This window comes from Acidicapsa acidisoli, from assembly GCF_025685625.1.
GTDB lineage: Bacteria > Acidobacteriota > Terriglobia > Terriglobales > Acidobacteriaceae > Acidicapsa > Acidicapsa acidisoli.
The window spans coordinates 16,745-42,228 of record NZ_JAGSYI010000005.1 but is presented as its reverse complement, the minus strand read 5'-3'; the positions used below and the strand labels follow the sequence as shown (position 1 = coordinate 42,228).

Here is a 25,484-nt window from a genome sequence, read left to right as displayed (position 1 = left end):
TAGGATTTGCGTATTCCGCACCAAAATCTATCTCATACAACCAGGAGTCATGCATGAAGAACATCCTCAGCCAGCTTGTGGCTACCCCACTAGGCGCGTTCGCAGTCTTGTCGTTGGCAGCTTTTCTGGAGGTTTCGGGCGATGCCTGTTTTCAATCGGGGTTGTACCAGGCGACCGGCGCGACGCGCGGGATGTGGTTTCTGTCGGGGGCGGCTGTGCTGGCTACCTATGGTTTTTTTGTGAATCTGCCGCAGTGGGACTTTGGAAAATTGCTGGGAGTTTACGTCGTGCTGTTCTTTGTGATCGCGCAGATCGTGGCCAAAATTCGTTTTCATCAGTCCCCGACCACGCCGATCCTGGTTGGCGGTGCATTGATTGTTGCCGGAGGGGTGGTCATGACTTTCTGGCGGGGTTGAAACGGCAGGCTCGGGAAGAAACCTGGATGCGCAATGCCACATTTGTGTTACGGCTTGGAAACGAAAGTACCATGGGGTAATGCCTCTTGTGTGTTGAGTAACGTGTTACTGGACGATATTCTTAATAGACCCTAATGAGGGTGCACCATTTCAGGGTGCTTCGGCGGAGGTCCCCGGAGCGATCAGGGCAGCAGATTGCGGGGGTTGTATGAAACTGGCGAGCGATGTTCTCAAGATTGTCACCTACGAGAACGCGGAATTGGCGAAAAAGCCTCCCCTGCGCGCCGGGGAGCAGATTGCCAGCGACGAAGCCGAAAACGACAATCTGATAGGCCTGCTGGGCGAAATTGACGATCTGAAGCAGGAAATCCATGAGCGAATGAGGCGCGTTGAGGCCGTCAAGCAGGCGAAATCCGTGCTTATCGAGGATGCGCTGAGGACCGAAGCGCTCAATAAGCGTCTGGCTGAGATGGGAAAGGTCATGAGTTCCGTTCATCCCGGACTGCTGGCGGCTGAGCATCGAAGCGAAGATCCGGAAGGCTTACGGATGCAGGCCAGGGAGCTTCTGGCCGATTCGGAACCGAAGCTTATTCAGGGCAAGAGCGCGACTGAGGCTGTAGCTTTGCCCTGGCGGAGGCCGGAAGATCAGGTTGAGTCCTCGTTACACGGACGCGTAGAACAGACTCTCCAACTTTCCGCCGTTTCCGCGCCTCAGATTGAAGACAAGTCGATTTCCGCAGACGCAGGCGTTGCATACCAGGTGGCAGTGCGACGACTGGAGCAATCGGAACAGGAATGGGCAGACGCCTGGAAGCGGGCGGATGAAGCTGCCGCGGAGGCCAGGCGTTTATTTGAAGAGTCGACGGCGCGACTGGATCTGGCGGCGGCCAAACAGGAACGAACGGCGACGGAATTTCATTCAGCACAAGAGGCACTGACAATTGCGTTCGACTCTGCGAAGGAGCGTCTCGAAGAGGCAGAGCAATATTGGCGGCGTGCGGATGGAGCCACACTGGAGACTAAGCGGCTCTTTGACGAGTCGGCTTCGCGTCTGGATCTGGCGGTGAGCAAAGAGGAACTGGCAATCTCTCAATTCGAATCTGCGAAAGAGACGCTGACGACTGCGTATCGATCTGCAAACGAACGCCTGCAAGAGGCCGAACGGTGCTGGAAACAGACAGATCAGATCGTTCTTGAAGCCAGGCAGATGTTGGAGAAGTCGACTTCGGAGTTGGATCAGGCGCGACGGAGAGAGGAAGCGGTCGCGGCGAGTCTTGAGACTGTTCGAAAAGAGTTCTCGACTGCGTATCAGTCTGCAAGCCAGCGCCTTGAAGAAGCGGAGCGTCTCTGCCAAAAAGGGGACCAGGCGGCGAAAGAGGCGCAGCAGGCCATCGATCAGTCTACGGCGGAGTTGCTGCAAGCTCGGAGCGCGGAAGAGAAAGCCGCGGCGGATCTTGTTTCGGCGCGGCAGGAATTGACAACTGCCTACCAATTCGCGTCCGTGGCTGCGCAACGAAGGCTTGATGCCGCGGAGTTATTTCAGAAGGCTATTCGATGGACGGTTTTGGCTACCGCATTCTCATCGGTAGCTTTGGTGTGGGCGCTATGGCTGGCCCTGCGCGCCATCGTGCCGATATGGGGCGCAGGTGCTGCTTCCGTACTCGTCATTTTGGTGGCCATCGTCTTTGGACGGTTGCGAACGCGCGAAATCTGACCCATTTCCAGAATCGGTTCCGCTACTGATTGCGCAATGATTCGATGGGATCGAGCCTTGCAGCGCGCAGCGCGGGCAGGATGCTTGCCGTGGCCGACACGACGAGCAATATTATGGTCATGATCGCGAAAGTGGCGAAATCCAGCGGCTTCACTGCGTACAACAAGCCTGTGACGTAGCGTGAAAGCACTGCCGCCGAAGCCAGGCCTGCGATCAGTCCGAGGCTCGCGAGTTTCAGTCCACGAAAAAGCATGAGTTGAAGCACGTTGGCGCGTGGCGCGCCGAGTGCGATGCGCAGGCCGAGTTCAGTGGTGCGCTGCGCAACCATATAGCTTAGGGCGGCGTAAAGCCCGAGCGCGGCAAGCAGAAGAGCCACGGCGGCAAACGCTGTGATCAGCAACGCCTGGAAGCGCTGCTGTGCGGTGATGCGAGCCAGATCTTCTTCGTAGCTCTGGAGGCGGTAGGCTGGCACGCCTTTGTCGAGTTTTGCGATGGTGGCGCGGATGGTATTGGCGTAGCTGTCGGGGTTGCCCGCGACGCGCAGGGCGAATACCGGGTTGGCGACGACCGGGGCTTGTTCGAGGGGAATGTAGTATTCAGGGGTTGGCGGTTCGTTGAGGTTGGCGCGCTTGACATCGCCGACGACGCCGACGATCTCGCGCATCGGCGGAGGGTCGCCTGCGCCAAGTCCGGAACGGATATGTTGACCAATAGGGTCTTGCCCTGGGAAGAACCTGCGCGCGAAGGCCTCGTTCACGATGACTACGGGCGGGGCTTTCTCGTCTTGTTCGGACGAGAGGAAGAACCTGCCTTGTTTAAGGGGAATGTGCAGCGTCTGAAAATAGCCGGGCTCGATCAGGCTGACTCGGGCGCTTGGGGCGTTGCCGGGCGTGGTGGGGCGGCCGGCGATGGAGAAACTGATGTGGATGTCGCCTTCGGTCAGGGGCATGGGATAGGCCGCAGTCGCCGATTGAACGCCGGGCAACGCTTTCAGACTCGGGATGAGCTGGCGCAGCAGGCTGACTTTCTGCTGATGGGAGTAGCGCTTGGGCGAGATGGCGAGACGGAAAGTGAGCATCTGCTGCGGCGAGAAACCGGGATCAACTTTGAGGATGCGGTCGAAGCTGTGAAGGAGCAAACCGGCGACGACGAGCAGAATCAGGCTGAGCGCAGTCTGAGAGACGACGAGAGTGCTCTGCAGGCGGTAATGCCGACGGCCTCCGAGTCCTCCGCGAGCGCTGTCGCCGAGGGCTTTTGCCGGGTCTTGCCGGGATGCCTGCCACGCGGGCAGGACTCCGAAGAGAATCCCGGTGAGGATGGAGAGTCCGACCGCAAAGGCTAGCACTTCGCCGCTCAGGGTGATCTCCTGAGCGCGAGGCAGACCCCACGGTAGAAGGGATGGGAGAGCTTTGAGCAAGGCGCTGCTCGCGGCTATGCCGAATGCGCCGCCAGCCAGCGAGAGGACGAGCGACTCGATGAGCAACTGACGCAGAATCTGGCTGCGCGTGGCTCCGAGTGCGGAGCGGATGGCGAGCTCGGAACGGCGCTGGCTGGTTCGGGTAAGCAGCATACCGGCGACGTTGGCGCAGACGATGAGCAGAAGACAGGAAACGGCGGCGAAGAGAATGCGCAGGGGCGTTTGCACGTCGGAGACGATGTCCTGCAATTGAGGTTGGACGCTGACGGCGGTTTCGTTGACGTCTTCATCGGCGTAGCGCGTAGCGAGCCCGCTTTGGATTGCGTCCATCTCGGATTTGGCCTGGGCTAGCGTGACGCCGGGGCGAAGACGGCCAACGACGGCGACCCCGTTCCATCCTCGCTGCTGGGTTGATGGGTTTTCGCCTTCGGCGTCGCGAGCCATGCTGATCCACAGGTCGCTCCAGTGATTGGTGACGGGGAAGTCGAATCCGGCGGGCATGACTCCGACGACGGTGTAGTTGACGTCACTGAGGACTACGGTTTTGCCGAGGATATTACGGTCTCCGGTGAACTGGGTCTGCCACAGGTTGTGGCTGAGAACGACGACGTGAGCGCCGGGTAACTCTTCTGCGCGGGTGAAACCGCGGCCTAGTTCAGGCTGAACGCCTAGCATGGTGAAGAAGCCTGAGGAGACGATAATCGCGTTGAGATGGCGCGCAGGACTGTCGCTATCTGCACCGAGGATTAGCCCGCCGGAGCCGTAGCTGGCCATGGAACTGAAGCTCTTGCTTTGGCTGCGCCAGTCGAAGAAGTTGGGGTAGGAGGTCTCGTTGCGAATGGTGGCCACACCGGTTGAGCCGGAGGGGCGCTCCAGAGTGTCGAGTGAGACGAGGCGGTCTGGTTCGGGAAGCGGCAACGGGCGGAGCAGGACGGCATCCACCACGCTGAAGATGACAGTGGTCGCGGCGATGCCCAGAGCGAGCGTCAGCAGGACGGTGATAGCGAAGCCGGGAGCCTTGCGAAGCTGGCGAAGCGTGAATCGGATCTCGTGAATAAAGGTGTACATATTCTTCCTTGTCTAGTCTAGCCCTGCCTAATCTTGTCTAGCCTTGTCTGGCATCGCGGACTTAAGAGCGCTTCGCTCTTTACTGGCAATTTCGGAGCCATATGTATTTCATTGATTCTATGTGGGTTATTCTTCGTGTCGAGACATTCGTGTCCGAAAATGAACGGCCTCTGTCTCGAAATGGACAGAGGCCGAGCGGATTCGTTAGTGGGAGGGTGCAGCTAGCGGCTGAGAGCGGACTCGATGGCGGCGGTTACCTCGGGTGAATCGGGTTTGACGGCTGGTTCGAAGCGGGCGACGGGGGTGCCGTTGCGATCGAAGAGGAACTTGGTGAAGTTCCATTGGATTTCGCCGCCGTATTTGGGATCTTCGGATTTGTCGGTGAGGAACTGGTAGAGCGGGGTCTTGTCGTCGCCTTTGACGGAGAGCTTGGACATCATGGGGAAGGAGACGTTGTATTTCTTGGTGCAGAAGGTCTTGATCTCCTCATTGGTACCGGGCTCCTGGCCCATGAAGTTATTGGCGGGAACGCCGACGATAACCAGACCGCGGTCTTTGTACTTCTCGTAGATGGATTCGAGGGCTGTGTATTGGGGCGTGTAACCGCAACGGCTGGCTACGTTGACGAGGAGCAGGACTTTGCCGCGGTATTCAGAGAGCGGGGTAGGTTGGCCGTCGATGGATTTGAGGGTGAAGTCATAGACGGATTTGGGCGGGGCGGCAAAGGCGGTTGTGGCGAGGCTGAGTAAAAGGCAGAGCATTGCGAATTTGCGCATGATTCCTCCAAGTGAATCGCGGACACGGCGATGATAGCTGATTTATGAGTCGTTCTTTGGGAATGCGATGAATTGCTTTTCTTTCGTGATTTTCTCTTTATGACGAGGGCTGATTCAGGGTGAATTGGCCAGAAATTGGGATAGGGGGTAGGGGGTCATGCGTTTTGTGCTGTAAATCGTTGATTCGGTTTTGTTTGGGTGGAATTTGAGGCGCGTAAAATGCGTGTTTTGCGCTGTTTTTGGTGCGTTTTTATCCCCATTTTGGCGGACAGATTGGTGAGCTTGAAGCAAGGCTAACCCTCAGGGGCTAAAGCCCTTTGATGTTGCATGGCTTGATGTACGGGCTGAAGCCCGTACCCTTCAAACTGATCCGCTCCGTTTAGGCCGGTTGTTGTATGGATGTTGGTTTTCATTTTTCATTATGCCTGGTTGGAGTGTAATTTTCGGCAATGACGGGCATTTGGCCCTGAAGAGACCTGCGCATTTGCGCAGCGCCGGGGGAAGGGATTGTGCGGTTATGAGATGGCCAGGGCATCAGGGTAGTATTCCTGAGGATGCCGGGTGATCGGATAGTATGGCGGTGATGGCTGGATTTGCTGTAATAACGATTTCGGATCGGTGCGCTGCGGGTCAGCAGGTGGATACGGCAGGCCCGGCTGTGGCAGCGTTGTTGGCGGAGCAGTGGCCTGACGAGACGATCGGGCGAGGGTTGGTTCCCGATAATGAAGAAGCGATTGTGACGCTGCTCAGCGAACTGTGCCATCAGGAGTATCAGTTGATCGTGACGGCTGGAGGAACTGGGCTTGGTCCTCGGGATGTGACGCCTGAAGCGACGCGGCGCGTGATCGAGCGGGAAGTCCCGGGACTTGCCGAGGCAATGCGATCGAGTGGCGCTGCGGCGAATCAATTTGCATGGCTGAGCCGGGCTTTGGCGGGGCTGCGCGGGACGACGCTGATTGTAAATCTGCCCGGAAGTGAGCGGGGTGCGGTGGAAAGTCTGACTGCGATTCTTCCGTTAATTCCTCATGCGCTCGAGGTGATTGCCGGCGGCAGGGTACATCCCAAGGCATAATGGAATGACCCCTAGTGTTAAGGCGTATGGCACAAAAGAAGAATTGGCCTGTATGGCAGCTCGCTCTATTCTTGGGCTGTAACCGAGTCAGTTTTCGGGGGAGGGCTGATTCGAGTTGCAACCTGGGAGTCCTGGATCTGAGAATCAGAAACCGGACTCCCATTTCTTTGTGTACGTGAGTCCGTCCGAGCGATTTTGAAGCATGTTGAGGTAATGATGAAGGGTATTCTTCTGGCCGGTGGTTCGGCGACGCGGTTGTATCCGGTGACGCAGGTGGTTTCGAAGCAGCTTTTGCCGGTGTACGACAAGCCGATGATTTATTACCCGTTGTCGGCGCTTATGCTGGCGGGAATCCGAGAAGTTCTGATCATTTCTACGCCGCGCGATACGCCGAGTTTTCAGGCGCTGCTGGGAGACGGCAGCCAATGGGGCATGAAACTGAGCTATGCAGTCCAGCCGAAGCCGGAGGGTTTGGCGCAGGCGTTTCTGATCGGGCGGGAGTTTGTTGGCGGTGAGAGCTGCGCGCTGGTGCTGGGGGACAACATCTTCCATGGGCAGACGCTGGGCTCGCTGTTGTCGACCGCGGCACAGCGCAGCTCGGGAGCGACGGTGTTTGCGTACCCGGTACAGGATCCGGAGCGGTATGGAGTGGTGGAGTTTGGCTCCGATGGGCGCGCTATCAGCATTGAAGAGAAGCCTAAGGCTCCGAAGTCTCGGTATGCTGTGACGGGAATCTACTTCTACGATGCGTCGGTGGTCGATGTGGCTGCGGGATTGAAGCCGTCGCCGCGCGGGGAGCTGGAAATTACGGACGTGAACCGGCATTATCTGGAAGCGGGTACGCTGCATGTCGAGGTAATGGGGCGCGGCATGGCGTGGCTGGATACGGGCACGCACGACTCGCTCTTTGAAGCGGGATTGTTTATCAAGACGATTGAGCAGCGGCAGGGATTGAAGGTTGCGTGCCCGGAAGAGATTGCGTACCGCAAGGGTTGGATCGGCGCGGAGCGGCTGCGGGAACTGGCCGGGCGGGCGCAAAAGAGCGGATACGGGGAGTATGTGTTGTCGTTGCTGGACGAGTCGTTTGTGGATTCGGAGGGTTTGCTTTGAACGTAATCGAGACTTCTCTGCCAGGCGTCCTGGTTCTGGAGCCGCGTTGCTTTCACGATGAGCGGGGCATGTTTTTTGAGAGCTTCAATCTGGCCAGAATGGTCGAACTGGGATTGCCCACGGAGTGGAAGCAGGACAATTTTTCTCTTTCCAAAAAGAATGTTATCCGGGGGATTCATTACCAGATCGGGGAGCCGCAGGGAAAGCTGGTGCGTGTTGTGACCGGGGCTGCGCTGGACGTGATTGTGGATCTGCGGCGGAGTTCGCCGACCTTTGGTCAGCACACGACGGTGGAGCTGAACGGGGATGGATCGCGGATGGTCTGGATTCCGGTTGGGTTTGGGCATGGTTTTTCGGCTCTCACCGAGACGGTCGGCCTGAGCTATAAGGTCACCGATTATTACTCGCCCAAGGCGGAGCGCACGGTGCTGTGGAATGACCCGGAGCTTGGGATTGACTGGAAAGTTTCGACAGAAGACGCGATTGTGTCGGCGAAGGACCAGGCGGGTGTGCCGTTTGCGCAGGCGGAGGTTTTCGCCTGATGCCGCGAGTGTTGCTGCTTGGCGCGGGTGGGCAGTTAGGGATGCAGTTAGCGCGGAGGCTCGCGGGAGAAGTCGAGTTAGTGGCCTTGACTCGTTCCGAGTTGGATTTTACAAACGAACGCTCCTTGAGGGCGGCAATTTTCGATATTTCTCCCGAGATTGCTATCAATGCTGCAGCTTATACAGCAGTGGATAAGGCTGAGTCGGAGCCCGGGTTGTGCGCCCAGGTGAACGCTAGTGCTCCGGCTGTGCTTGCCGATGCATTGGCTCGGACGAATGGCTGGCTGATTCACTATTCGACGGATTATGTCTTTGATGGAACAGGCACAGAGCCTTGGCGGGAGACGGATGCGACGGGCCCGCTGAGCGTTTATGGTCAGACGAAGTTGGATGGAGAATTGGCGATTGCGGCGACCGGATGCCGGCATGTGATTCTTCGGACGAGCTGGGTTTACGCGGAAGAGGGCAGGAATTTTCTGCATACGATGCTGAGGCTGGGCCGGGAGCGCGATTTGCTCAAGGTTGTCGATGATCAGATTGGCGCGCCGACGACTGCTGAGGCGATTGCCGCGGCTACGATGGTTGTCTTGCGGCAACTGGCGGCGAGTGAAGATGCGAGGGATGCGGTTGGGGTGTATCACCTGACTTGCGCTGGGGCGACGAGTTGGTGCGGCTTTGCGCACGCCATCTTTGCAGAGTTTGCGGCGCGGCAGAAGGCTCCGGTAGTGATGCCGATTCCTACGGAGGCGTACCCGACGCCGGCAAAAAGGCCTCGGAACAGCCGTCTTTGCTGCGATAAGTTCTTTGGTCGGTTTGGATATCGGATGCCGGAGTGGCAGGATGCGCTGCGGGATGTGGCGCGGGCGATGCTTTCTAAGGCGTAAATCGAGCGTAAGCTGAGCTTAAACCGAGATTGATGGGCGGCCTTGTTCCCGGTAAGTTATCGCAGGAGCTTCTTCGGCGGGTTTAGGCTTCCGCGCAAACGAAGCGACGCGGCAGTGGCTTTGGGTTGGGTGAGATTGACTTCGATCTTTGTGTCACTTGGGGACCAGCTGTTCATACCGCCGATGACCAGGAGCAACGGCAAGATCATTGAGCTGTTGAGCAGGCTGTCGATGGCTGAAATCAGCACGGCCGCCGATAGCGTGTGACGCATGTTTATGTAGCCGATGTCGGAGCGCGTGAGAGGAAACCAGACGGCGCGGAGCGGAGGGATCAGAAGCACTGCTTCGAGTGAGACGAGCCCGACGCTGCCGTACATGCCGAAGACGAGAAGCCAGAGACTCCAAGGGCGCTCAATGCCTCCGCTCCACCAATCCCATTGACCATAACCCAGGATCGGTTCTTCGAGTGCGGTGGCGATATGACGTTCGTCCTGGGTGAGCCGCCATCCGAGAGAATCCTTGCCGACGCTTTTCAGGTAGGTGTCGAGCGCGTGAGCGGCTGCATTCTGCTGCACCAGGTTTCTCCACACGAAGATATTGCCGAGGCGGAAGGCGGCGAACGCCAGGATCCCAAGCACCAGAACGATACTTACTGTGCGGGAGAGATGGCGGGGATCGACGAAGACGAAGGGCACGAGCGCGAGCAACAAAATGATTGCGCCAGTGGACTGACAAAAGAGGGTGACGAGAAAGAGACCGATGGCCACCAGAAGAATGGGAATGCCGAGGATGGATCGGGCTGTCTTGCGCCGCCAGAGCCAAATCGCGATGAGTGTTGCGGTGGCCATCCAGATGCCGAGCTGATTGCCGTTTTCAAGGAAGACGACCGGCCGGTAGCCTATAAATCGCTGGGCTGCATTCATTTGGAAGGGCTGATAGCCGTAGAGCCACGCGTATACGCGTGGTCCTGTGATGATTTCGAAGATGCAGAAGGGGACGTAGGCCAATCCACCGATGACGAAGGCTTTGGCGGCCAGGCGCAGGGACTGGGCGTCGGTGAAGTGGAGACGTCCGATAAGGTAGGGACTGCCCCAGGCGAGCAATTGATAGATTTCGCCCTTGCATCCCTCCTGGAAGTTGTCCGGGTTGGCGATGGCAGAGAGGATTGGAGCGATCAACCACATGCCGATGGCCATGTCCCAGACTGTCAAGCGGAAGCGCTTGTAGCTGGCGCGATCATAGAGCAGGACACCGAGTATTCCGGTGAATCCGAGGACGGTTGCCTTGGTGAGGAAGTAGTTCGATTCGAGAGTTGTTCCGATGATCCAGTAGGGAAAGGCGGCACTGCTCGGGGTATAGTTGGCGGCTGGAAGAACGGCCCAGCCACCAACAAAGTTGACGAGGATCGCGATTCGCACTGGAAAGCGGCGGAAAGCCAGGAGACTGATGGGGATCCACGCGACCAGAGCGTACAGGGGGGAAACGATCATCAGGGCTCCCTGGACTCGACAGAACACGCCATTACGTACACCATAAACTATGATTGCTGGTCTGGAGTGGTTTTCGCCTACCCGGATGACTGGGATGGCTGCCTACGCAGCTTCCTGTACGGCTTGCGCAGTCAGATGGGTAAGTTGCCATAAGAGTGGCCAACGAGGAAGATTATTTGCCCTGTTGGCCGCTGTGCAACTCTTTCTTCTGCTGGACATGGCATTTGACTGGCGGTGGAAGATTCATGACTTCTTTGGACAGGACGCAATGAATCTGGGGGTCTACGGTGAGCGGCGACCTCCGCAAGTGCTGGCCCTGTTGGTGCTGTTTGGCGTCCTGGCAATCGCTACTATTTGGATCTGCTACAGATTTCGAGGAAGGCCGGGCCTTGCGATGGCGGTGACTGGTACGGTGCTTTCCGTGGGGCTGGTGTGTTGCGAGTCGATCTCTTACCACTACGTGGACATGATTTTCTATCGCATGGTTGGATACGTGATGGCAGTGAGTCTGGTATGGATCGGCCTTGCTTTGATTACGTGTATGGGAGCCCTGCTCGATCGACGAAATCACAGGAATTGAAGCTCTAGTCGAAGCTCCAGGGTCTGGGAGGCGATACTCGGCCGCCGTTGGTGTCTTTCCACGCCTGTTGCATGAGACGGACCATGTTGCGGCTGACCTGGGCGCGTTCTTTTCTTTGAGGGTCGCTGCTGATCGAGTTCCGTAACGAGGTCAGGCGAAAGAGTGTGAGCTCGAGCATCTTCACCAGCCATACTTTGGCGCCATGATGCTTTCGGTAATAGAGCAGAGTGCTGCGCATGCTCCAGCGGATGAGCTGGGCGCCGGAAGAAGACATCGCCAGGGTCTTGATCTGGCGGGATGATTCGCCCCCTATATGGGTTACCACGATATCCGGCCAATACATGATTTTGTAACCGGCATTCTGAATTCGTTTGCAGAGGTCAACTTCTTCGGAGTAGAGGAAAAAATCCGGATCGAAGAGGCCGACTTTGCGAAGTGCTTCGGGGCGAATGATGGAAAAGGCTCCGGGAACCCAGCCTACTTCGGCGGGCTGCATTGGGTCCGCCCAGGTGCGGTCGAATCTGCCGAAGAATCGGGACTTTGAATATTTGTGGGCGAGGCCGCTCATGACCAGGAAGTCAGAGAGAATCGTTGGCAGCATACGTGCGGAAGGCTGCAGCTCGGAGTCGCGCCCAACGAGACGGCCTCCGGCCAGACCTGTTTCCGGATTTTCCTGCATGTGCTGGAGGGCCAACTGGAGAGATCTGGGGTGCAGGAAGGCGTCGGAGTTCAACAGGACGAGAAAACGACCCTGGGCACGCTCCAGTGCGAGGTTGTTGGCGGAGCCGAAGCCCAGATTCACCTCGCTGCGCAGTACCTGGGCTTCGGGAAACTCAGATTCGACCATCGCGACGGAACCATCGTGCGAGTTGTTATCGACGACGAATATCTCAAGGCGAAGATCGCCCCGTTCCCGTGCAACGGACTGCAGGGATTCGCGCAGGACTTCGCGGGTGTTGAAAGAGACGATGATCAGTGAGAGATCGAAGGGATAAGAGGATGAATCTTCTGGGGTCATGCAGTCAGACACTTCCGATTCCAAGGTGAACGCAACGGCGACGCAAGAGGATTCGAATCTTCTCTGAGATCATGATTCGCAATGGAGTAGAGCGAAAGTTCGAGACCATTCGACAATCACTCCACGCGCGACTTCGGTGGAAGAGCTTGGTTTTAGCGAGCTTTGGACAATCTCATACACTGCCCTCTGAGGGTGCATGCGGCTCAAAGGCATGTGCTGCTCGATTGCTTTACTGGAACTTATTTTAGCGAACGGCTGTCGGGAAGGACAGCGCCAAATGTAGCTCGATTATTATCGGGGATACTATTTTTCTTCTACTGGTAAAATTGGGCAATCGGTGCTTCAGGCCCCCGCTGAATGCTACGAATCGCTCCTCGTTCTTCCGTCTTTATCCGCATGTCCGAATCCGTGGCGGCGGGAATGATGGAACTGCGAAGCGCGTGGAGTGAGGAGAGCTGCGATGAGACGTATCGCTTTGTGCCTCTGCGTGGTGCTGGCCGGTTCGTTGGCGGGGATCGGCTGGTGGAGGGTAACGGAAGCGCGCGCGTCTGCCGCTTCTTCGATTCGTTACCTGACAAACTGGAGCCCGAAGGCGGCGGCGGAGTATCTGGATCACCGTGAGGTCTGGTGGCAGGAATGGCCGGCCGCGAAGATGGATCATGGGACAGTCTGCGTCTCTTGCCATACGGTATTGCCTTACGCGATGATGCGTCGCTCGCTTGGCCAGGAGTTGCACGAGTCAGCTATGCCAGAGCCGCAGAAGATCCTGATGGAGAATGTTGAAAAGCGGGTGGCCGGCTGGTCTGAGATGGTTCCGTATTACTCGGATGCCGAGTATGGGCCGGGCAAGACGGCGCAGTCTCATGCTACGGAAGCTGTTGTGAATGCAGTGATTCTGGCCAACTATGACGCACAGAATGGCCGTCTCCGTCCGGTGACGCGTAGTGCGTTCAGAGAAGCATGGGCATTACAGGAAGTGGCAGGCGAAGATGCCGGTGGATGGAAGTGGCAGGATTTCCATCTGGCGCCGTGGGAGTCGGCTGAGTCGGCCTATCAGGGGGCGACGTGGTTGATGCTGGAAGCAGAAAATGCTCCGGATGGATATGCGAGCGAGCCGGAGGTCCAGAAGCATTTGGAGAGTCTGCGGCAATATTTGCGGCGGCATTATGCGGAACAGCCCTTGGTGAACAAGCTGTATGTTTTGTGGTTGTCGACGAAGGCACCAGAGATGTTGGATGCGGGCGAGCGAAAGAGTCTGCTTGACACCGTTCAAAATTTGCAACTGCCGGATGGCGGATGGAGTCTCTTTTCCCTGGATCCCCAAAGTGCGATGGAACGCACCGAGCTGAAACGGATCAAGGAACAACTCAAAGAGCAATTCGGCCAGATCGTGAAGCCGCTGGAGAGTGATGGGTACGCGACGGGGCTGGTGGCGGTGGTGCTGGAGGAATCCGGGAGAAACAGCCATGATCCATCGTTGAACCGGGCTCTGGATTGGCTTGAGCGGCACCAGGGAAGCGATGGGAGCTGGCGGACTGGATCGCTGAACGGTCAGAGCGATTTGCAAAGTGATACGGGCCGATTTATGAGCGATGCCGCTACGGCGTATGCGGTGATGGCGCTGGAAAACGAGCCGCCAGCGCGGGCTGGAAACTAGGATAGGACACTAAGGCAGGCTGGCCGCGGAGGCCAACGTTGCCGTCTCTCCGTGCAATGGATTTGCTTCGTCGGCGTGCTGTCTGTCCAGATTTTTCAGGTTTTTCTGGGCGAGTATGTATTGCAGCCAGTTTTTATAGATGCATTGTGCGGTAGGAGCCCAGGTGTTTTCGATGCCTAGCTTTTCCAGAATGTCTGAAACTTCTGCCAGGAATTTCTCATCCGGGCTGTTCTCGGCTTTCCGCTGCAGCGCCGTCAGGGCTTGGACGGTATCGGGGGCGAAGTAGTTCCGCGGCATTAATGGGTAGATCTTCGTTTCTTGCCGGAGAAAGCGCCCGACGTCTCTGCGATATTCCAACAGGAGCGTGTTGGATTCGTACTCGGGATGGCCCTGAAAGAAGAGGAAAAGGCTCTTGAACTGCTTCACGAATGTGTCCACGCCCACATCGGAGGATCGCGTGAGCACGTTATATCCGGAAGCGGTTAATGCGTCTTCCGGCAGGCCGTTCCATCTGGAGTGCGGCAGGCTGAAACGCGCGGGTGTGCCTTCGGTGAGTGTGTGTGATGCCAGTTGCGCGCAATCGAAGACACCGCAATGTTTGTGAGGGCTTCTGACTCGGGTGACGCCATCCATGTGGAGGGCTGCGGCGTGCGCGGCAAGACAGGACCAGACGGTCGAATGCGTGTTTTCGCGGGCCCACTCCAGAACTTTTGTGAAGCTGTCCCAATAGGGTTCGTCTTGCAAATTTGGCGTCAGGGGTTCGCGGCCAGTGACTATGAGCCCGTCGAAATGCGTGTCGAGAAACGTTTCGGTGCTTGTGTAGAAGTTGCGAATGCGGCTCGCGCCGATTTCATTGCGCGGGATGCCGGGTAATGAGTAGAGCGAGAGGCGGACCGTGATGCCCTCGGGCGTTGCATCAGAGGCTGCATTGAGGAGCGAGAGAAACTGACGCTCGGTGGCTTCTAGAGCGCCGTCGGGCATGTTGTTGATCAAGCCGATATTAAGGCAGCGGAGATTGAGGTGCTTGCTCGACGGAATGGAATTCAAATATGCCGGCATGTTGGTCTCTCGGAAGTTGATTTAAGCCGCTCGGGAAAGCTAAGTGGCTAGATGGACTAGATGGCTGCGTTCAGCGCCTGATCCAGATCGGCGATGATGTCGTCGCTGTGTTCGATTCCGATGCTGAGGCGGATCATCTCTGGCCGCACACCGGCGATGAGTTGTTCTTCGGGCGACATTTGCCGATGGGTTGTGGACGCGGGATGGCAGGCTAGAGATTTGGCATCCCCAAGATTGACGAGGCGCGTTACGAGATTGAGCGCGTCATGGAATTTGACGGCGGCTTCGAAGCCTCCTTTGAGGCCTACGGTCATCAGAGAGCAGGCTCGACCGCCGAGGTATTTTTGCGCGAGATTGTAATAGGGGCTGGATGGGAATCCGGCGTAGTTGACCCATTCGATCCTGGGATCGTCGCGGAGGAATTCGGCTACTTTTCGGCCGTTTTCGACGTGGCGGTCTAGACGCAATGCAACGGTTTCGATGCCCTGAAGAAGGAGGAAGGCGCTCATGGGCGAGAGCGCCGCGCCGATGGTTCGCTGATAGACGCTGCGGCAGCGCCCCATGAAGGCGGCTCGGCCATAGTGCTCGGTATAGACGAGGTCGTGATAGGAGGCGTCCGGCTGACTGAACATTGGGAATCGTGCGGCGTGCTCTTTCCAGGGGAAGTTGCCGCTGTCGACGATTGCGCCTCCCAGCGTGGTGCCGTGGCCGCCGAGGAACTTGGTGAGAGAGTGGACGACGATGTCCGCGCCGTACTCGATGGGCCGCAGCAGGATGGGCGAGGCTACCGTGTTATCGACGATGAGAGGCAAGCCGTGACGATGAGCCAGTTGCGCCAGTTTCTCGATGTCGCAGATGTTCCCTGCTGGATTGCCCACGCTCTCGCAGTAAATGGCGCGGGTTTTGTCGTCGATCAGCTTTTCCAGCGCGTCTGGATGGTCCGACTCTGCAAATCGAACGTGCACGCCCTGGCTCGGCAATAGATGCGCGAACATGGTGTGCGTGGTGCCGTAGAGTTGGGGAACGGAAATGATGTTGCTTCCCAGTTCAGCGACATTGAGCAGGGCGTAGTAGACAGCGGTCTGTCCGCTGGCGACGCAAAGAGCTTCTAGTCCACCTTCGAGGGCGGCTACGCGACGCTCGAGGACTGCCGTGGTTGGGTTGGAGATGCGTGTGTAGCGAAATCCTTCTACTTCGAGGTTGAAGAGTGCCGCCGCATGATCGGCGCTGTCGAATGCGTAGGAAACCGTTTGATATATGGGCACGGCTACGGCTTTGGTTGTCGGATCGTATTCGTATCCGCCGTGAATTGCGATTGTTTCCGGCTTCATTGCTTTATAGGCTCCTGGACTCGGCTGGACTCGGGAGGTACAGCCATCGTTTGGTCCGAATTGATCTGGCCTGACTTCTGGCCGGACTCTTGCTCGAAGAGACGATTCATCTCGTCGACGACCCAGTGAATCTCGGCCTCGGTCGTTCTGAAACTGGTGATACATGCGCGCAGTACGTGGACTCCTGCGACGTGTGCTTCGGACATCCAGGCGATCTGACGGTCTCGCATCGATGCGAGGAAGCTGGTGTGAGACAGGCCGTCGCGCGTGAAGCAGACGAGCGGGAATGGCGTTGCATTGACGATCCGCCATCCTGATGTTGAGAGCGCTTCTCGAAGGACGTGGCCCATGCGGGTTTGATGCTCGATCATTTCGATCTGGCCGGATTCGCCGTGGTGGGCGATGGCCAGGAAGAGTTTGAGGCCGATGAAGCGGCGCGACCACTGGATGGAGGCCATCAAGGGGTCGGTGACGGTCAGATCGGTCTTCTTCGGCATGTAGGAGATGTCGGCGCGGAAGGCTTCGGCGACGCGGTCGGGATACCGGCAGAAGAACATGCCGCAACCCATTGGAACGGAGAGCCACTTGTGCGCGTCACAAGTGATCGAGTCGGCGGATTCAATACCAGCGAGGTGCTGCCGGAGTGTTGGCGAAAGGATGGCTGCGCCACCCCATGCTGCGTCTGCATGAAACCAAAGGTTCTCGGTTCGGCAGAATCGAGCTATCTCTTCGAGGGGATCGATGATTCCAGCCGCGGTGGTTCCGGCTGTGCCGATGACCATAAAGGGGGCGAATCCGTTCTTCCGGTCTTCTGTGACCAGGCGCTCAAGATCGGCGAGATCCATCTTCAGATTGGGATCGGTTTTGACGATGCGAAGGGCTTGTCTGCCAAGGCCGGTCAGATGCGCAATCTTGTTGTAGCCGTTGTGTGCTTCGTGGGTGAGGTAGATGGTGGGCGCTGCGGGAAGGTTGCGAAGGCCGTGTTCTCCATAGCTTGGGAAGGCCTGGGTCAAGGCGACTACGATTGCCGAGAGGTTCGCTTCTGTTCCGCCGCTCGTGAAGGTTGCGATGGATTCGGGTGGAAGGCCGAATTTATCGGTGAGCCAACCGAGCGTGTGCTTTTCGATTTCATTTGCGGCTGGGGACGTTCGCCAATTTGCGAGCTGCGAGTTGTACATGGCGACGAGCAGGTCGCCGAGAACCGAGGCGAGGGTTACGCTTGGGTTGAAGAGGCCGAAATAGCGGGGATGGGTGACCTGGACTTGCCAGGTTTGAAGCATCTGTTCGACATCGGCGACGACTTCTTCGAGTGGCAGCGATTGCTTGAAGTCATAGCGCAAGGTGAGATAGCTGCGAATCTCATCGGCTGTCACGTGGGGGACGATGGGGCCGTTTGCGACCTGCGCTTGCACCCTTGCGAATTCGTCCCTGACTTCGTCGATCTTCATTTCGAATACTCCTATTGTCAGCGGCGAAACAGGCAACTAGCTTCGCAATTGTTACGAGCAACGGAGTCATTCCTGCGCGACTCGACGGGAGATCTGACTTCAGAATGCCAGATCGGGGCCCGAACTTACAGTTGTATTTTCCCGCTCTGGATGCGGTCGAACAGCGATTGGTCTAGCCGGTCGAAGGACTTTGACTCCGGATTGTCAAAGTAGATGGCGTCGGTGGTGACGGCTGGATCGTATCCCTGGCGCACCAGATCGGTTTTGGAATACTTGAATGTTCCCGTTACTTCGACATCCTCTCGGATTCTGAGAAAGGCGGGGCGAGCGTAGCCGGGAAGGGTGTTGAGCAGATGATTTCGCAGGTCGGTGAGGTCGATGAGATTCTCGGCGACAATGGCCGCCATGCCGATTCGCCCTTCGGTGCCCGGAATGGATACTCCGTAGACGTTTACGTGCTTGACGCCTGGATAAGCGGAGAGAACCTCGGCGACTTCGGAGGTCGAGACGTTTTCGCCCTTCCAGCGGAAGGTGTCGCCGATGCGGTCGACGAAGTAGAAGAACCCCTTTTCGTCCTTCCGCATGAGGTCGCCGGTTCGAACAAAGACGTCGCCGGGCGTAAAGACATCGCGGAGGATCTTCTTTTCAGATGCTTGCTTGTCGGTGTAGCCCTCGAAGCGGCTGCCTACGCTTGCGGGGTCTTCTATTACTTTGCCGATGGCTTCTCCGACTTCGTTTGGGCCACAACGGATGCAGGACCCTTGATCGTTGCGTACTGGCTCGCCTTTATCAACATCGAATTTGACCAATGGGGGTGAGAAGCGATGGATGAGATAGCCTGGGATGTGTCCGATGGCGCCTCGCTTGCCCTCAACGTTGAAGAGCGCTACTCCGCCTTCGGTTGCGGCATAGAACTCAAAGATCTGAGGAATGCGGAAGCGATCTTTGAAGCTATCCCAGACTTCGGCGGCCAGGCCGTTGCCACAGGCCATGCGAATCCGGTGTTCGACGGGATGGGCGGCAGGTGTGGCGTGCAGAAGGTAGCGGCAGAGTTCGCCGATGTACTGGAAGATCGTGCATTCCCAGCGGACGATGTCGTTCCAGAACTGACTGGCCGAGAATTTTTCGCGGATGATGACCGTGCCGCCTGCGACCAGAATCGCGCCCGGCACCTGCACGCCGCCGACGCTGTGATACATGGGCAGGCAGTTGTACATGCGGTCCGATGGCTGCGTATCCATCATGCCGGCAAACCAATGACTCCATTGCATGACGCGGGCGTGGCTGATGTTGGCCGCTTTGGGTAGGCCTGTGGTGCCGGAGGTGAAGATGTACAGGGCGCGGTCTTCGATAGTGATCGGACGCCGTTCATGATCGCGCAGGCTTTCGCCGGATTGTTGCTGGATCTCGAGATCTATGCGCGGGAAGCTGGCGGGGTTTTCGCCGTGGGTCCAGATGGCTGGGGCACCGGTCAGTTGCGGGATGACCGCCGTCAGCGAATCGACGAACTCACTTGACGCGATGAGATGCTTGAGGCCGACGATGTTGACGCAATGCGCCAGGGATGGACCGACGAGATTTGTGTTGAGCAACGCGACGATTCCGCCAATGCTGGTGATGCCGAGCCAGATGGCAAAGAACTCAGGCCGGTTGGTCATCAACAAGCCGACGACTTCGCCTTTGGCGAGCCCTTGGTGGAGTGCCCATCGGGCGTATTGATTCGATCGGGCGGTGAGCTCAGCGTAGGTTAAGCTTTCGCGGTCGGAGAGAAGTGCCGGTTGATCGCCGGATTTCGCTGCTATCTCGGCTAGGACGACGGGCAGGATTCGATCCGGATTGCGAGGAATCGGCGCGGTCAGCTCAAGAGCGCGCAGCCATGCTTTGGCAGCGGAAACATTTGTCTGGGTTGGGGTTGTATTTTGAGACTCGATCAAGCAGTGCTTCCTGCGTCGACGGTCAAGACCGTCCCGGTGATGTTCTTCGCTTTGTCGCTCAGAAGGAATTCAACCGCGTTCGCCACATCGTCGACCTCTGCCAAGCGCTTGAGGGCGCTACGGCGTTCGATTTGCTGGCGCTGCTCCTCTTTCATGCCCTGAGTCATGTCGGTATCGACGAAGCCGGGAGCGATGGAATTTACGTTGATTCCCATGCGGCCCACCTCTCGCGCCAAGGACCGGGAAAATCCGAGGAGAGATGCTTTCGTGGCGCTGTAAACCGAGAGACCGCTGTAGCCGGTGAAGGCGGTTATGGAGGATACATTCACGATGCGTCCACCGCCGTCAGCCATCATCGAACGGACAACATGCTTGGTGATGACCATGGGCGAGACGGTATTCATGCGCACAAGTTGCTCGATCTGTGATAGGGGCATGAGGGCTAACGAGCCGTCAAAACTCATGCCTGCATTGTTGACTAGCCCGTAGATGGCACCAAAGGTCTTCCGGATCGTCTTGATCAGATTCGGGATCTCTTCGATTGCGGTGAGATCAGAGGGAACAAAGTGAAAGGAGCCTGGATTTGAGAGATTGGCCTCCTGCATTGCGGCCACGAGCTCGCTATTCTCTTTGCGGGCGACAGCGATGACCGAGTAGCCCGCGCCTGTGAGCTTCCGGGCAATGCCCAGGCCTAATCCTCGGCTGCCGCCGGTGACGATTACGTTACGCATTGCGTCGAGTGAGCTTTCCTGATTCAGCGACCGCGAGAGAGGTTACAAAGTTGATCGCGGCGGGAATCTTGTGGGATGAGAGCGCGTCGCGGCAGAGCAGGAGAATCTCATGCTGAAGCTCGCGCAGGTCTGGGTTGGCTGCGTGCTCTGATGCTTTGAGAACTACGTCTGCGACGACGATGGCTCCTGTGACAGGATTCTTCTTGGTCTTGACGAGCGACATGTGGACGGCGGGATGGCGGTTGATGACTGTCTCCACTTCTTCGGGATAGACCTTCAGACCGCCAATGTTAATCACTCCGTCGCGTCGGCCAACGAAGTAGTACCGGCCGTCTCGCAGTTCGAGCAGGTCGCCGGTATCGACGAAGCCGTCTGCATTGCGAAGAATGGGGGCATGGCCACCCAGATATCGGCTTGCAGTTCGATCGGAACGGATCCAGAGGGAACAATCTACCATCTTCATTTCTACGTTCGGAGTATGGGCGACTACGCTGGCAGGGAATCCGGCGAGCCCGTCGTTCACGTCAAAGGCAACACCAGCTTCCGTGGTCGCGAATGCGTGGGCGATTCGAGCCTGCGGGTAAACGAGACGAAGGTTGTTAAGGATAGACTGATCGGCGATCTCTCCAGACAAGCGGACATACTCTGGCGCCAACTGATGGATCGCGGGACTCATCAACGCACGGCGCCAATGCGAGGGCGTTCCAGAAATATGTGTAACGCCGTGAGAGCTTGCCCTCTCCAGAAAATCCGCTGTTGACTCCTGGGCGCTTGAGAGCACGAGCGAGGTGCCGGTAAGAAGCGCACGCAGGAAAATCTGCAGTCCGCCATAACGGCGGATGTCGTAGAAAGTACTCCAGACGACGGGACTCGCGCCGGAGTTCTGTGGTTCAATCGCGCCGGCAAGGCTGAACAAGGTGTGGGCGACGAGCTTTGGCAGTCCCGATGTGCCGGAGGTGAGAAGTATCCACTCGGTCTGATATTGCGCGGTTCGATCGCTTAGTCCAGGTGTAAGTTCTCCGTTGCACGGGATGAAGCGTTCTACGCGTGGATTGCCTAGCTCGACCGTCTTGCCGTCGGAGACGATCGCGTCTACTTCGGCGGACTCTATCACAAATGGCAGGTAGCCGAGAGGCAAATCGGGAGGATACAGGACTACGCGCCGAGCGACACCATCGAGCTCGATGAGGGCCAGACTTGCGGCGAGTTGGCTGATCGTCGCAATGAGCACCGATCGACCGCGGAGCTCATTGCTATGGCCATAGAGCGCAGAGCTTTCGTGGAGTTCGCTCAGGGCGACATTGGCTTGTGCACTGAATAGAAAGCGCGCAGACAGATTGTCTGCGGCGCTGACCGTGCTCCATAGAGATGTGAGGTTATTTTGCGGCATTCTCGTAGAATTGGACGAATTCACCGAAGGTCAGAGGAAACAGGGCATCTTCCGAGTCGCTGAAAGGATCGATTCCGAGATCCCTCTCAAGCCTTGCGACAATGATCGCGAAACAGAGCGAGTCGAGCCCGGAGTCCAACAGCGTTAAACGGTCGGTCAGGGGTGCGAGCCGCTTATCATATTCAAGGGCGACCTGTTGGAATTGTTCTGAAATTTCAGAGCGAATGTTCATAGGCGATTGGATTTCATATTCTCCGAAGTTAGTTCTACCTTACAGGCACTGGGCTTGGTTCTCAATAGTCCATTTTGTTACTTTTCGGCTAACGACGCCTCGGCGATCGTTTCGGACTCAATTGACTCCGAAAACGGGAAACAATCTCGCAGCCAGCGCTCAACTTGCTCTCGAACTGCGGTTCTTCCAGCACGATTCGCAAACGAGTGATCTGTATTGTCAATCACCTGAACGGTAACCTGGCTTTTGCGGGCTGCAATGGCCTGGATATGTTTGATGTAGTCGAATTCTCCGACTCTTGGCTTCGTTCCCGGACTCTTTCGGCCAGGCGCCTTGAAAAGCAGGGTCGGCAGTCCCTTGTTTGCGACTTCGCTCCAACGCTGTAGAAGCGCAAAATTAGCGTTTCCCGGAGGCCTGCTTCCACCGAGGGCCAGGCGGATATTTTTCAGCCAATCGTACATTTTGCTGAGAGATCCGCCCACAGCGCTGGTTGCGGCCCAGCGGACGAGCCGCTTCCACGCCTTGGATTTTTTCATTTGCTGCGGCAAGTAGAAGTAGGGGTCCAGAAGTATCACGCCCTTGCACTCCTTGCTCGCTGCTGCTGCGAAGAGCGCAGTCACCGCGCCCGCACAGTGGCCGACAATTACAATTCCAGATAGTCCGAAGCGCTCAACGAGTTCCTTGATCTTAGCCGAAGCAATCGATCCGTAGCCTCCTGCGTTGATGAAATCAAGCAGGGCCGTATTGAGGGGCGCATCGGAGTCTCCCAGTCCTGGCAAGTCCATGCGAAATGCCGGGTAGCCGCACGCAGCGAATGACTCGGCCCAATAGACCGCCGAGTCGCCGGTTGCTGTTCTCGGGAGAAACAGGGAGTTCAGGAACAGCACTCCGATTGGATTCTGGCAGCGTGCACCGGCTGCGCCGCTTCGAGGCCTGTGGTATGTACCCTGAAGTCGAACATCTTGGCCGTCGAGTGTAAACAACTCGCGAGATTCGATTGCTCCAATCACTGGCTCTCCCCTACAAAACTTGTCAGGGCCCCGTTCATCCATTCGAAGTTATCAGAGTATAGCCAGCTAAGGTCCTTGATTTCGTCGCCGCCGCCGACGATGCCTTTCTTAGCCAGGGGAGCAGCATTTGCGGCGAGGACGATCGATTTCACCGGGCGGCCATACTTTTGAATTGCTGATTCTTCGTTATCCATAGCCGACGGCAGTTCGAAGCTGAATGAGTCGCGCCAGAGTTTTGGCGTCCACAGATAGCCTTCTACCTCGATGGACAAACCTTGCTCTAACTCCCGAATACAATCGGCTGCTGTTTTTCGTTCTTCGGAGTACCTCAGCAATTGCAAAAGACCCATCCAACGGAGAAGTGTCGTGCGGAGGGCCGCGTTTGCGTTTGCAGGTGGAGACCACAAGAGAAGTGCGTCTCCTACTCCGGCCTCAAAGACCTTGCCAGCCAAGAGTGCTCCGATCTCAAGACCATGCAACACGAGCGGCACTGCAGGCGACCGGCGGTTCAGCCATTCCGTGAGGAGCAGGACGTCTTCATGCCAGTCCGCAAAAGTCATTTCACAAAAATCGCCGGTGCTCTCACCGATACCGCGGTAATCATATCGAAGGACTTCGATGCGCCTTTCCGCCAGATATCGTGCCCACCGGACCCAGGGGCCATAAGAGTTTTGCCGTTCCGAGGCAAAAGGACCCACCAGGAGCACACGAGCAACTGGATCTGGCACAGAATGCAGAACCGTATACAGGTGTGCCCCGGGAACTTCGAAGTAGTGGGCTTGCTCGAACAGATTTTGCTCCAGTCGATGTTGCATTTTCAAGTTCGCTGCTTCTGTACTCAATCAGGCGGCGAGTGTTTCTGTCTGCCCGAAGACGATCGTCTGCACAAGGGTGCGAAGAAGATAGACGCCCTCGAAGATGTCTGCCTCGGGATTGAGTGGGTTCACTTCCATCTCTTCCGAGAGAGCGGTAAAGAGTCCCTGCGTGTGTTCGATGTCGCACACACCATGCACGTCGGTGTACTCCATATCGGTGGAACCCTGCAGTGTCGCAAGATCAGCCAGGTAGGCCATGAACTTCTGAATGAATCCCTCAAAGAAGGCCATGGTTGCCAACGATTGCGTTGCAGAGAGTCTGCCCAGGAACTTGCGAACTTTTGTCAGGTCTTCATCTACGACGAGTGCATCGGAGTCCGTGGGAAAAGCATGGGCGGCAATCGCAAATCTCCGCAGCATTACGGGATGGGCGTCGCGCACTTCCTCAAACAGATTTTCGAGCAGATGCGGACGCGCTCCCTCGGACTTGACCGAGATGAGGGTGGCTGCCATCCAGTAGATGAAGTTTCCTTCCAGGACGGCGGTATATCTTGCGATGATCCCACGGCGCTGGTCGCTGGTTAGTTGCTTGGGATCGGGGAGGGAAGCAGAGAGTTCGTCAATCATCCCCTCTATCTTCGGCTGAATGGAGTTTTCGACAGAGTGATTCTGCACCTGCGGAGAGAGAATGGAAGTAGTCATAGCCTGCCTTTCATCATGGATTGGAATTCGGCTCCGGTTCCGACACTCAGAGTGTCCAAGCGGAGCGATATTCAGTGAAGAGGATTCTCGCTTACTACCGTGAGGAACAATAGTGCTCAAGAGAACAGCAACGTTAGGTCAAGGAAAAACATGCTTATCATGGTGCGACCGAACTCCCGCCATTGTCTTCGCGCCGTATCTGAGGTCGGTTCAAAAATACTTCCAACAGTGCTTCGCCCTGTCACCCCCATTTCGGCGTGCGCATATCTTATGGGGACTTGTGATCGACGCTTTCTACTGTAGTAGAGCATGGCATGACTCAACCTCTACCGGGAGCAAATTGTCGCGTGCCCGAACAGCGTACCACGCATCTGATGCCGATCTGTCACTATAATAACCGCGAATTCGTCACGATAACTATCACATTTTCGTAACGGTAATCCCAACAATAGGTGCTAGTTCTTTGGGTTACTATTCCGCCATTAGCCTCTCGGCCGAGACCCGGTGATCTCTTGTATGGGATCGGTGCATCTGGCTGAGTATTGTGAATGAACGAATACTGCTGTGAACGCTAATCCGGATGCGTCCCGGCTTTGTTGCGCTTGCGGCCTATGAGGCTTGCGTTGAAGCCTGAGTCCTGCAGAATAGCAATCCAATAAGCTATTCTTTGCCGTGGAACAAACATGAATGGATCATTTTGCGGATGCAGTATCTATTTTTGTAGTCAGATAAAGAGCCTTGATTATAAGCAGACTTTCTTAACACCAGGATGTGGAAGTTTCCGGTGTGAGTATCCCAATAAGGCATGGCGCGCTCGCATCAGATTGATGTGATGCGAGCCATGCCTTGGCGCTAATGAGGCAGATTCTATTGACGCAGAACGCACATCGTCGAATTGGACACAATGGTGGGGCCGACATCAGTTACATGGCATCTGCAACTCGTGTCATTGCTGGCGCGTAATTCCTTTCGGGATGGCATCTATTTTGGAAAGGGTCTAAGTATTAAGAGACCTTGAACTGGTTTTAAGCGCGAGAAGCTAGTCTGTAGTTTATGCGACTCCATTCAGAATTCAAAGATAACTGCTG

22 protein-coding genes are annotated in these 25,484 nt (G+C 56.8%); 8 read left to right on the top strand and 14 right to left on the bottom strand.

Annotated features, from left to right (window positions below; translation table 11 throughout):
• Positions 1-53: 53 nt before the first annotated feature.
• Both OHL23_RS25340 and OHL23_RS25335 read left to right on the top strand, forming a co-directional pair.
• A complete protein-coding gene (locus OHL23_RS25340; protein ID WP_263354842.1) occupies positions 54-416 on the top strand; it encodes a hypothetical protein in 363 nt (120 codons plus the stop codon).
• 208 nt (positions 417-624) lie between these two features.
• Positions 625-2,130 carry a hypothetical protein gene (locus OHL23_RS25335; protein ID WP_263354841.1) on the top strand — a complete coding sequence of 502 codons (1,506 nt, stop codon included), beginning with the start codon at positions 625-627 and terminating at the stop codon, positions 2,128-2,130.
• 22 nt (positions 2,131-2,152) lie between these two features.
• Here OHL23_RS25335 and OHL23_RS25330 read toward each other — a convergent pair whose 3' ends face one another.
• Together OHL23_RS25330 and OHL23_RS25325 are read right to left on the bottom strand one after the other, a co-directional pair.
• Positions 2,153-4,615 (bottom strand): ABC transporter permease, encoded by a 2,463-nt coding sequence (locus OHL23_RS25330; RefSeq protein ID WP_263354840.1) that lies wholly within the window; start codon positions 4,613-4,615, stop codon positions 2,153-2,155.
• Positions 4,616-4,836: 221 nt separating this feature from the next.
• A complete protein-coding gene (locus OHL23_RS25325) occupies positions 4,837-5,391 on the bottom strand; it encodes a glutathione peroxidase (protein WP_449701823.1) in 555 nt (184 codons plus the stop codon).
• Between the two features lie 583 nt (positions 5,392-5,974).
• Between OHL23_RS25325 and OHL23_RS25320 the strand changes: the two genes are divergently transcribed.
• The 4 genes from OHL23_RS25320 to rfbD all read left to right on the top strand — a co-directional run bounded on the left by OHL23_RS25320 (position 5,975) and on the right by rfbD (position 8,999).
• Positions 5,975-6,463 carry a MogA/MoaB family molybdenum cofactor biosynthesis protein gene (locus OHL23_RS25320; RefSeq protein ID WP_263354839.1) on the top strand — a complete coding sequence of 163 codons (489 nt, stop codon included), beginning with the start codon at positions 5,975-5,977 and terminating at the stop codon, positions 6,461-6,463.
• Between the two features lie 216 nt (positions 6,464-6,679).
• On the top strand, positions 6,680-7,573 hold the full coding sequence (gene rfbA / locus OHL23_RS25315) for a glucose-1-phosphate thymidylyltransferase RfbA (RefSeq protein ID WP_263354838.1): 894 nt from the start codon (positions 6,680-6,682) through the stop codon (positions 7,571-7,573).
• Complete coding sequence (rfbC, locus tag OHL23_RS25310) at positions 7,570-8,115, top strand: dTDP-4-dehydrorhamnose 3,5-epimerase (RefSeq protein ID WP_263354837.1); 546 nt, start codon at positions 7,570-7,572, stop codon at positions 8,113-8,115. The genes rfbA and rfbC overlap by 4 nt, the downstream gene beginning before the upstream one ends.
• On the top strand, positions 8,115-8,999 hold the full coding sequence (gene rfbD / locus OHL23_RS25305) for a dTDP-4-dehydrorhamnose reductase (protein WP_263354836.1): 885 nt from the start codon (positions 8,115-8,117) through the stop codon (positions 8,997-8,999). The genes rfbC and rfbD overlap by 1 nt, the downstream gene beginning before the upstream one ends.
• Positions 9,000-9,055: 56 nt before the next feature.
• On the opposite strand, the gene OHL23_RS25300 is transcribed toward rfbD, so the two are convergent.
• Positions 9,056-10,489 (bottom strand): hypothetical protein, encoded by a 1,434-nt coding sequence (locus OHL23_RS25300; RefSeq protein WP_263354835.1) that lies wholly within the window; start codon positions 10,487-10,489, stop codon positions 9,056-9,058.
• A gap of 184 nt (positions 10,490-10,673) precedes the next feature.
• On the opposite strand from OHL23_RS25300, the gene OHL23_RS25295 reads away from it, so the two are divergent.
• Entirely contained in the window at positions 10,674-11,069 is a 396-nt protein-coding gene (locus OHL23_RS25295; protein WP_263354834.1) for a hypothetical protein, read from the top strand.
• 4 nt (positions 11,070-11,073) lie between these two features.
• On the opposite strand, the gene OHL23_RS25290 is transcribed toward OHL23_RS25295, so the two are convergent.
• Positions 11,074-12,087 carry a glycosyltransferase family 2 protein gene (locus OHL23_RS25290; RefSeq protein WP_263354833.1) on the bottom strand — a complete coding sequence of 338 codons (1,014 nt, stop codon included), beginning with the start codon at positions 12,085-12,087 and terminating at the stop codon, positions 11,074-11,076.
• A gap of 460 nt (positions 12,088-12,547) precedes the next feature.
• Between OHL23_RS25290 and OHL23_RS25285 the strand changes: the two genes are divergently transcribed.
• Positions 12,548-13,744, top strand: a complete 1,197-nt coding sequence (locus OHL23_RS25285) for a prenyltransferase/squalene oxidase repeat-containing protein (RefSeq protein ID WP_263354832.1) — start codon at positions 12,548-12,550, stop codon at positions 13,742-13,744.
• Between the two features lie 9 nt (positions 13,745-13,753).
• On the opposite strand, the gene metA is transcribed toward OHL23_RS25285, so the two are convergent.
• The 10 genes from metA to OHL23_RS25235 all read right to left on the bottom strand — a co-directional run bounded on the left by metA (position 13,754) and on the right by OHL23_RS25235 (position 24,396).
• Complete coding sequence (gene metA, locus OHL23_RS25280; protein WP_263354831.1) at positions 13,754-14,803, bottom strand: homoserine O-succinyltransferase MetA; 1,050 nt, start codon at positions 14,801-14,803, stop codon at positions 13,754-13,756.
• A 56-nt stretch (positions 14,804-14,859) separates the two neighbouring features.
• Complete coding sequence (locus OHL23_RS25275) at positions 14,860-16,134, bottom strand: O-acetylhomoserine aminocarboxypropyltransferase/cysteine synthase family protein (protein ID WP_263354830.1); 1,275 nt, start codon at positions 16,132-16,134, stop codon at positions 14,860-14,862.
• Positions 16,131-17,582, bottom strand: a complete 1,452-nt coding sequence (locus tag OHL23_RS25270; RefSeq protein WP_263354829.1) for a pyridoxal phosphate-dependent decarboxylase family protein — start codon at positions 17,580-17,582, stop codon at positions 16,131-16,133. The genes OHL23_RS25275 and OHL23_RS25270 overlap by 4 nt, the downstream gene beginning before the upstream one ends.
• 125 nt (positions 17,583-17,707) lie before the next feature.
• On the bottom strand, positions 17,708-19,516 hold the full coding sequence (locus OHL23_RS25265) for a long-chain-acyl-CoA synthetase (protein WP_263354828.1): 1,809 nt from the start codon (positions 19,514-19,516) through the stop codon (positions 17,708-17,710).
• Positions 19,513-20,247 carry an SDR family NAD(P)-dependent oxidoreductase gene (locus OHL23_RS25260; protein WP_263354827.1) on the bottom strand — a complete coding sequence of 245 codons (735 nt, stop codon included), beginning with the start codon at positions 20,245-20,247 and terminating at the stop codon, positions 19,513-19,515. The genes OHL23_RS25265 and OHL23_RS25260 overlap by 4 nt, the downstream gene beginning before the upstream one ends.
• Positions 20,240-21,637 carry a class I adenylate-forming enzyme family protein gene (locus OHL23_RS25255; RefSeq protein WP_263354826.1) on the bottom strand — a complete coding sequence of 466 codons (1,398 nt, stop codon included), beginning with the start codon at positions 21,635-21,637 and terminating at the stop codon, positions 20,240-20,242. The genes OHL23_RS25260 and OHL23_RS25255 overlap by 8 nt, the downstream gene beginning before the upstream one ends.
• Complete coding sequence (locus tag OHL23_RS25250; RefSeq protein WP_263354825.1) at positions 21,624-21,869, bottom strand: hypothetical protein; 246 nt, start codon at positions 21,867-21,869, stop codon at positions 21,624-21,626. Before OHL23_RS25250 ends, OHL23_RS25255 begins: the two co-directional genes overlap by 14 nt.
• 77 nt (positions 21,870-21,946) lie before the next feature.
• Positions 21,947-22,879 carry an alpha/beta hydrolase gene (locus OHL23_RS25245; RefSeq protein ID WP_263354824.1) on the bottom strand — a complete coding sequence of 311 codons (933 nt, stop codon included), beginning with the start codon at positions 22,877-22,879 and terminating at the stop codon, positions 21,947-21,949.
• Positions 22,876-23,694 (bottom strand): serine aminopeptidase domain-containing protein, encoded by an 819-nt coding sequence (locus OHL23_RS25240; RefSeq protein WP_263354823.1) that lies wholly within the window; start codon positions 23,692-23,694, stop codon positions 22,876-22,878. Before OHL23_RS25240 ends, OHL23_RS25245 begins: the two co-directional genes overlap by 4 nt.
• Before the next feature lie 27 nt (positions 23,695-23,721).
• Entirely contained in the window at positions 23,722-24,396 is a 675-nt protein-coding gene (locus OHL23_RS25235) for an iron-containing redox enzyme family protein (RefSeq protein WP_263354822.1), read from the bottom strand.
• Positions 24,397-25,484 lie beyond the last annotated feature (1,088 nt).

Bases quoted from the DNA above. Each gene is read 5' to 3' on its own strand.
- OHL23_RS25340 (WP_263354842.1), top strand. From the start codon at position 54: ATGAAGAACATCCTCAGCCAGCTTGTGGCTACCCCACTAGGCGCGTTC.
- OHL23_RS25335 (WP_263354841.1), top strand. From the start codon at position 625: ATGAAACTGGCGAGCGATGTTCTCAAGATTGTCACCTACGAGAACGCG.
- OHL23_RS25330 (WP_263354840.1), bottom strand. From the start codon at position 4,615: ATGTACACCTTTATTCACGAGATCCGATTCACGCTTCGCCAGCTTCGC.
- OHL23_RS25325 (WP_449701823.1), bottom strand. From the start codon at position 5,391: ATGCGCAAATTCGCAATGCTCTGCCTTTTACTCAGCCTCGCCACAACC.
- OHL23_RS25320 (WP_263354839.1), top strand. From the start codon at position 5,975: ATGGCTGGATTTGCTGTAATAACGATTTCGGATCGGTGCGCTGCGGGT.
- rfbA (WP_263354838.1), top strand. From the start codon at position 6,680: ATGAAGGGTATTCTTCTGGCCGGTGGTTCGGCGACGCGGTTGTATCCG.
- rfbD (WP_263354836.1), top strand. From the start codon at position 8,115: ATGCCGCGAGTGTTGCTGCTTGGCGCGGGTGGGCAGTTAGGGATGCAG.
- OHL23_RS25300 (WP_263354835.1), bottom strand. From the start codon at position 10,489: ATGATCGTTTCCCCCCTGTACGCTCTGGTCGCGTGGATCCCCATCAGT.
- OHL23_RS25290 (WP_263354833.1), bottom strand. From the start codon at position 12,087: ATGACCCCAGAAGATTCATCCTCTTATCCCTTCGATCTCTCACTGATC.
- OHL23_RS25285 (WP_263354832.1), top strand. From the start codon at position 12,548: ATGAGACGTATCGCTTTGTGCCTCTGCGTGGTGCTGGCCGGTTCGTTG.
- metA (WP_263354831.1), bottom strand. From the start codon at position 14,803: ATGCCGGCATATTTGAATTCCATTCCGTCGAGCAAGCACCTCAATCTC.
- OHL23_RS25275 (WP_263354830.1), bottom strand. From the start codon at position 16,134: ATGAAGCCGGAAACAATCGCAATTCACGGCGGATACGAATACGATCCG.
- OHL23_RS25270 (WP_263354829.1), bottom strand. From the start codon at position 17,582: ATGAAGATCGACGAAGTCAGGGACGAATTCGCAAGGGTGCAAGCGCAG.
- OHL23_RS25260 (WP_263354827.1), bottom strand. From the start codon at position 20,247: ATGCGTAACGTAATCGTCACCGGCGGCAGCCGAGGATTAGGCCTGGGC.
- OHL23_RS25255 (WP_263354826.1), bottom strand. From the start codon at position 21,637: ATGCCGCAAAATAACCTCACATCTCTATGGAGCACGGTCAGCGCCGCA.
- OHL23_RS25250 (WP_263354825.1), bottom strand. From the start codon at position 21,869: ATGAACATTCGCTCTGAAATTTCAGAACAATTCCAACAGGTCGCCCTT.
- OHL23_RS25240 (WP_263354823.1), bottom strand. From the start codon at position 23,694: ATGCAACATCGACTGGAGCAAAATCTGTTCGAGCAAGCCCACTACTTC.
- OHL23_RS25235 (WP_263354822.1), bottom strand. From the start codon at position 24,396: ATGACTACTTCCATTCTCTCTCCGCAGGTGCAGAATCACTCTGTCGAA.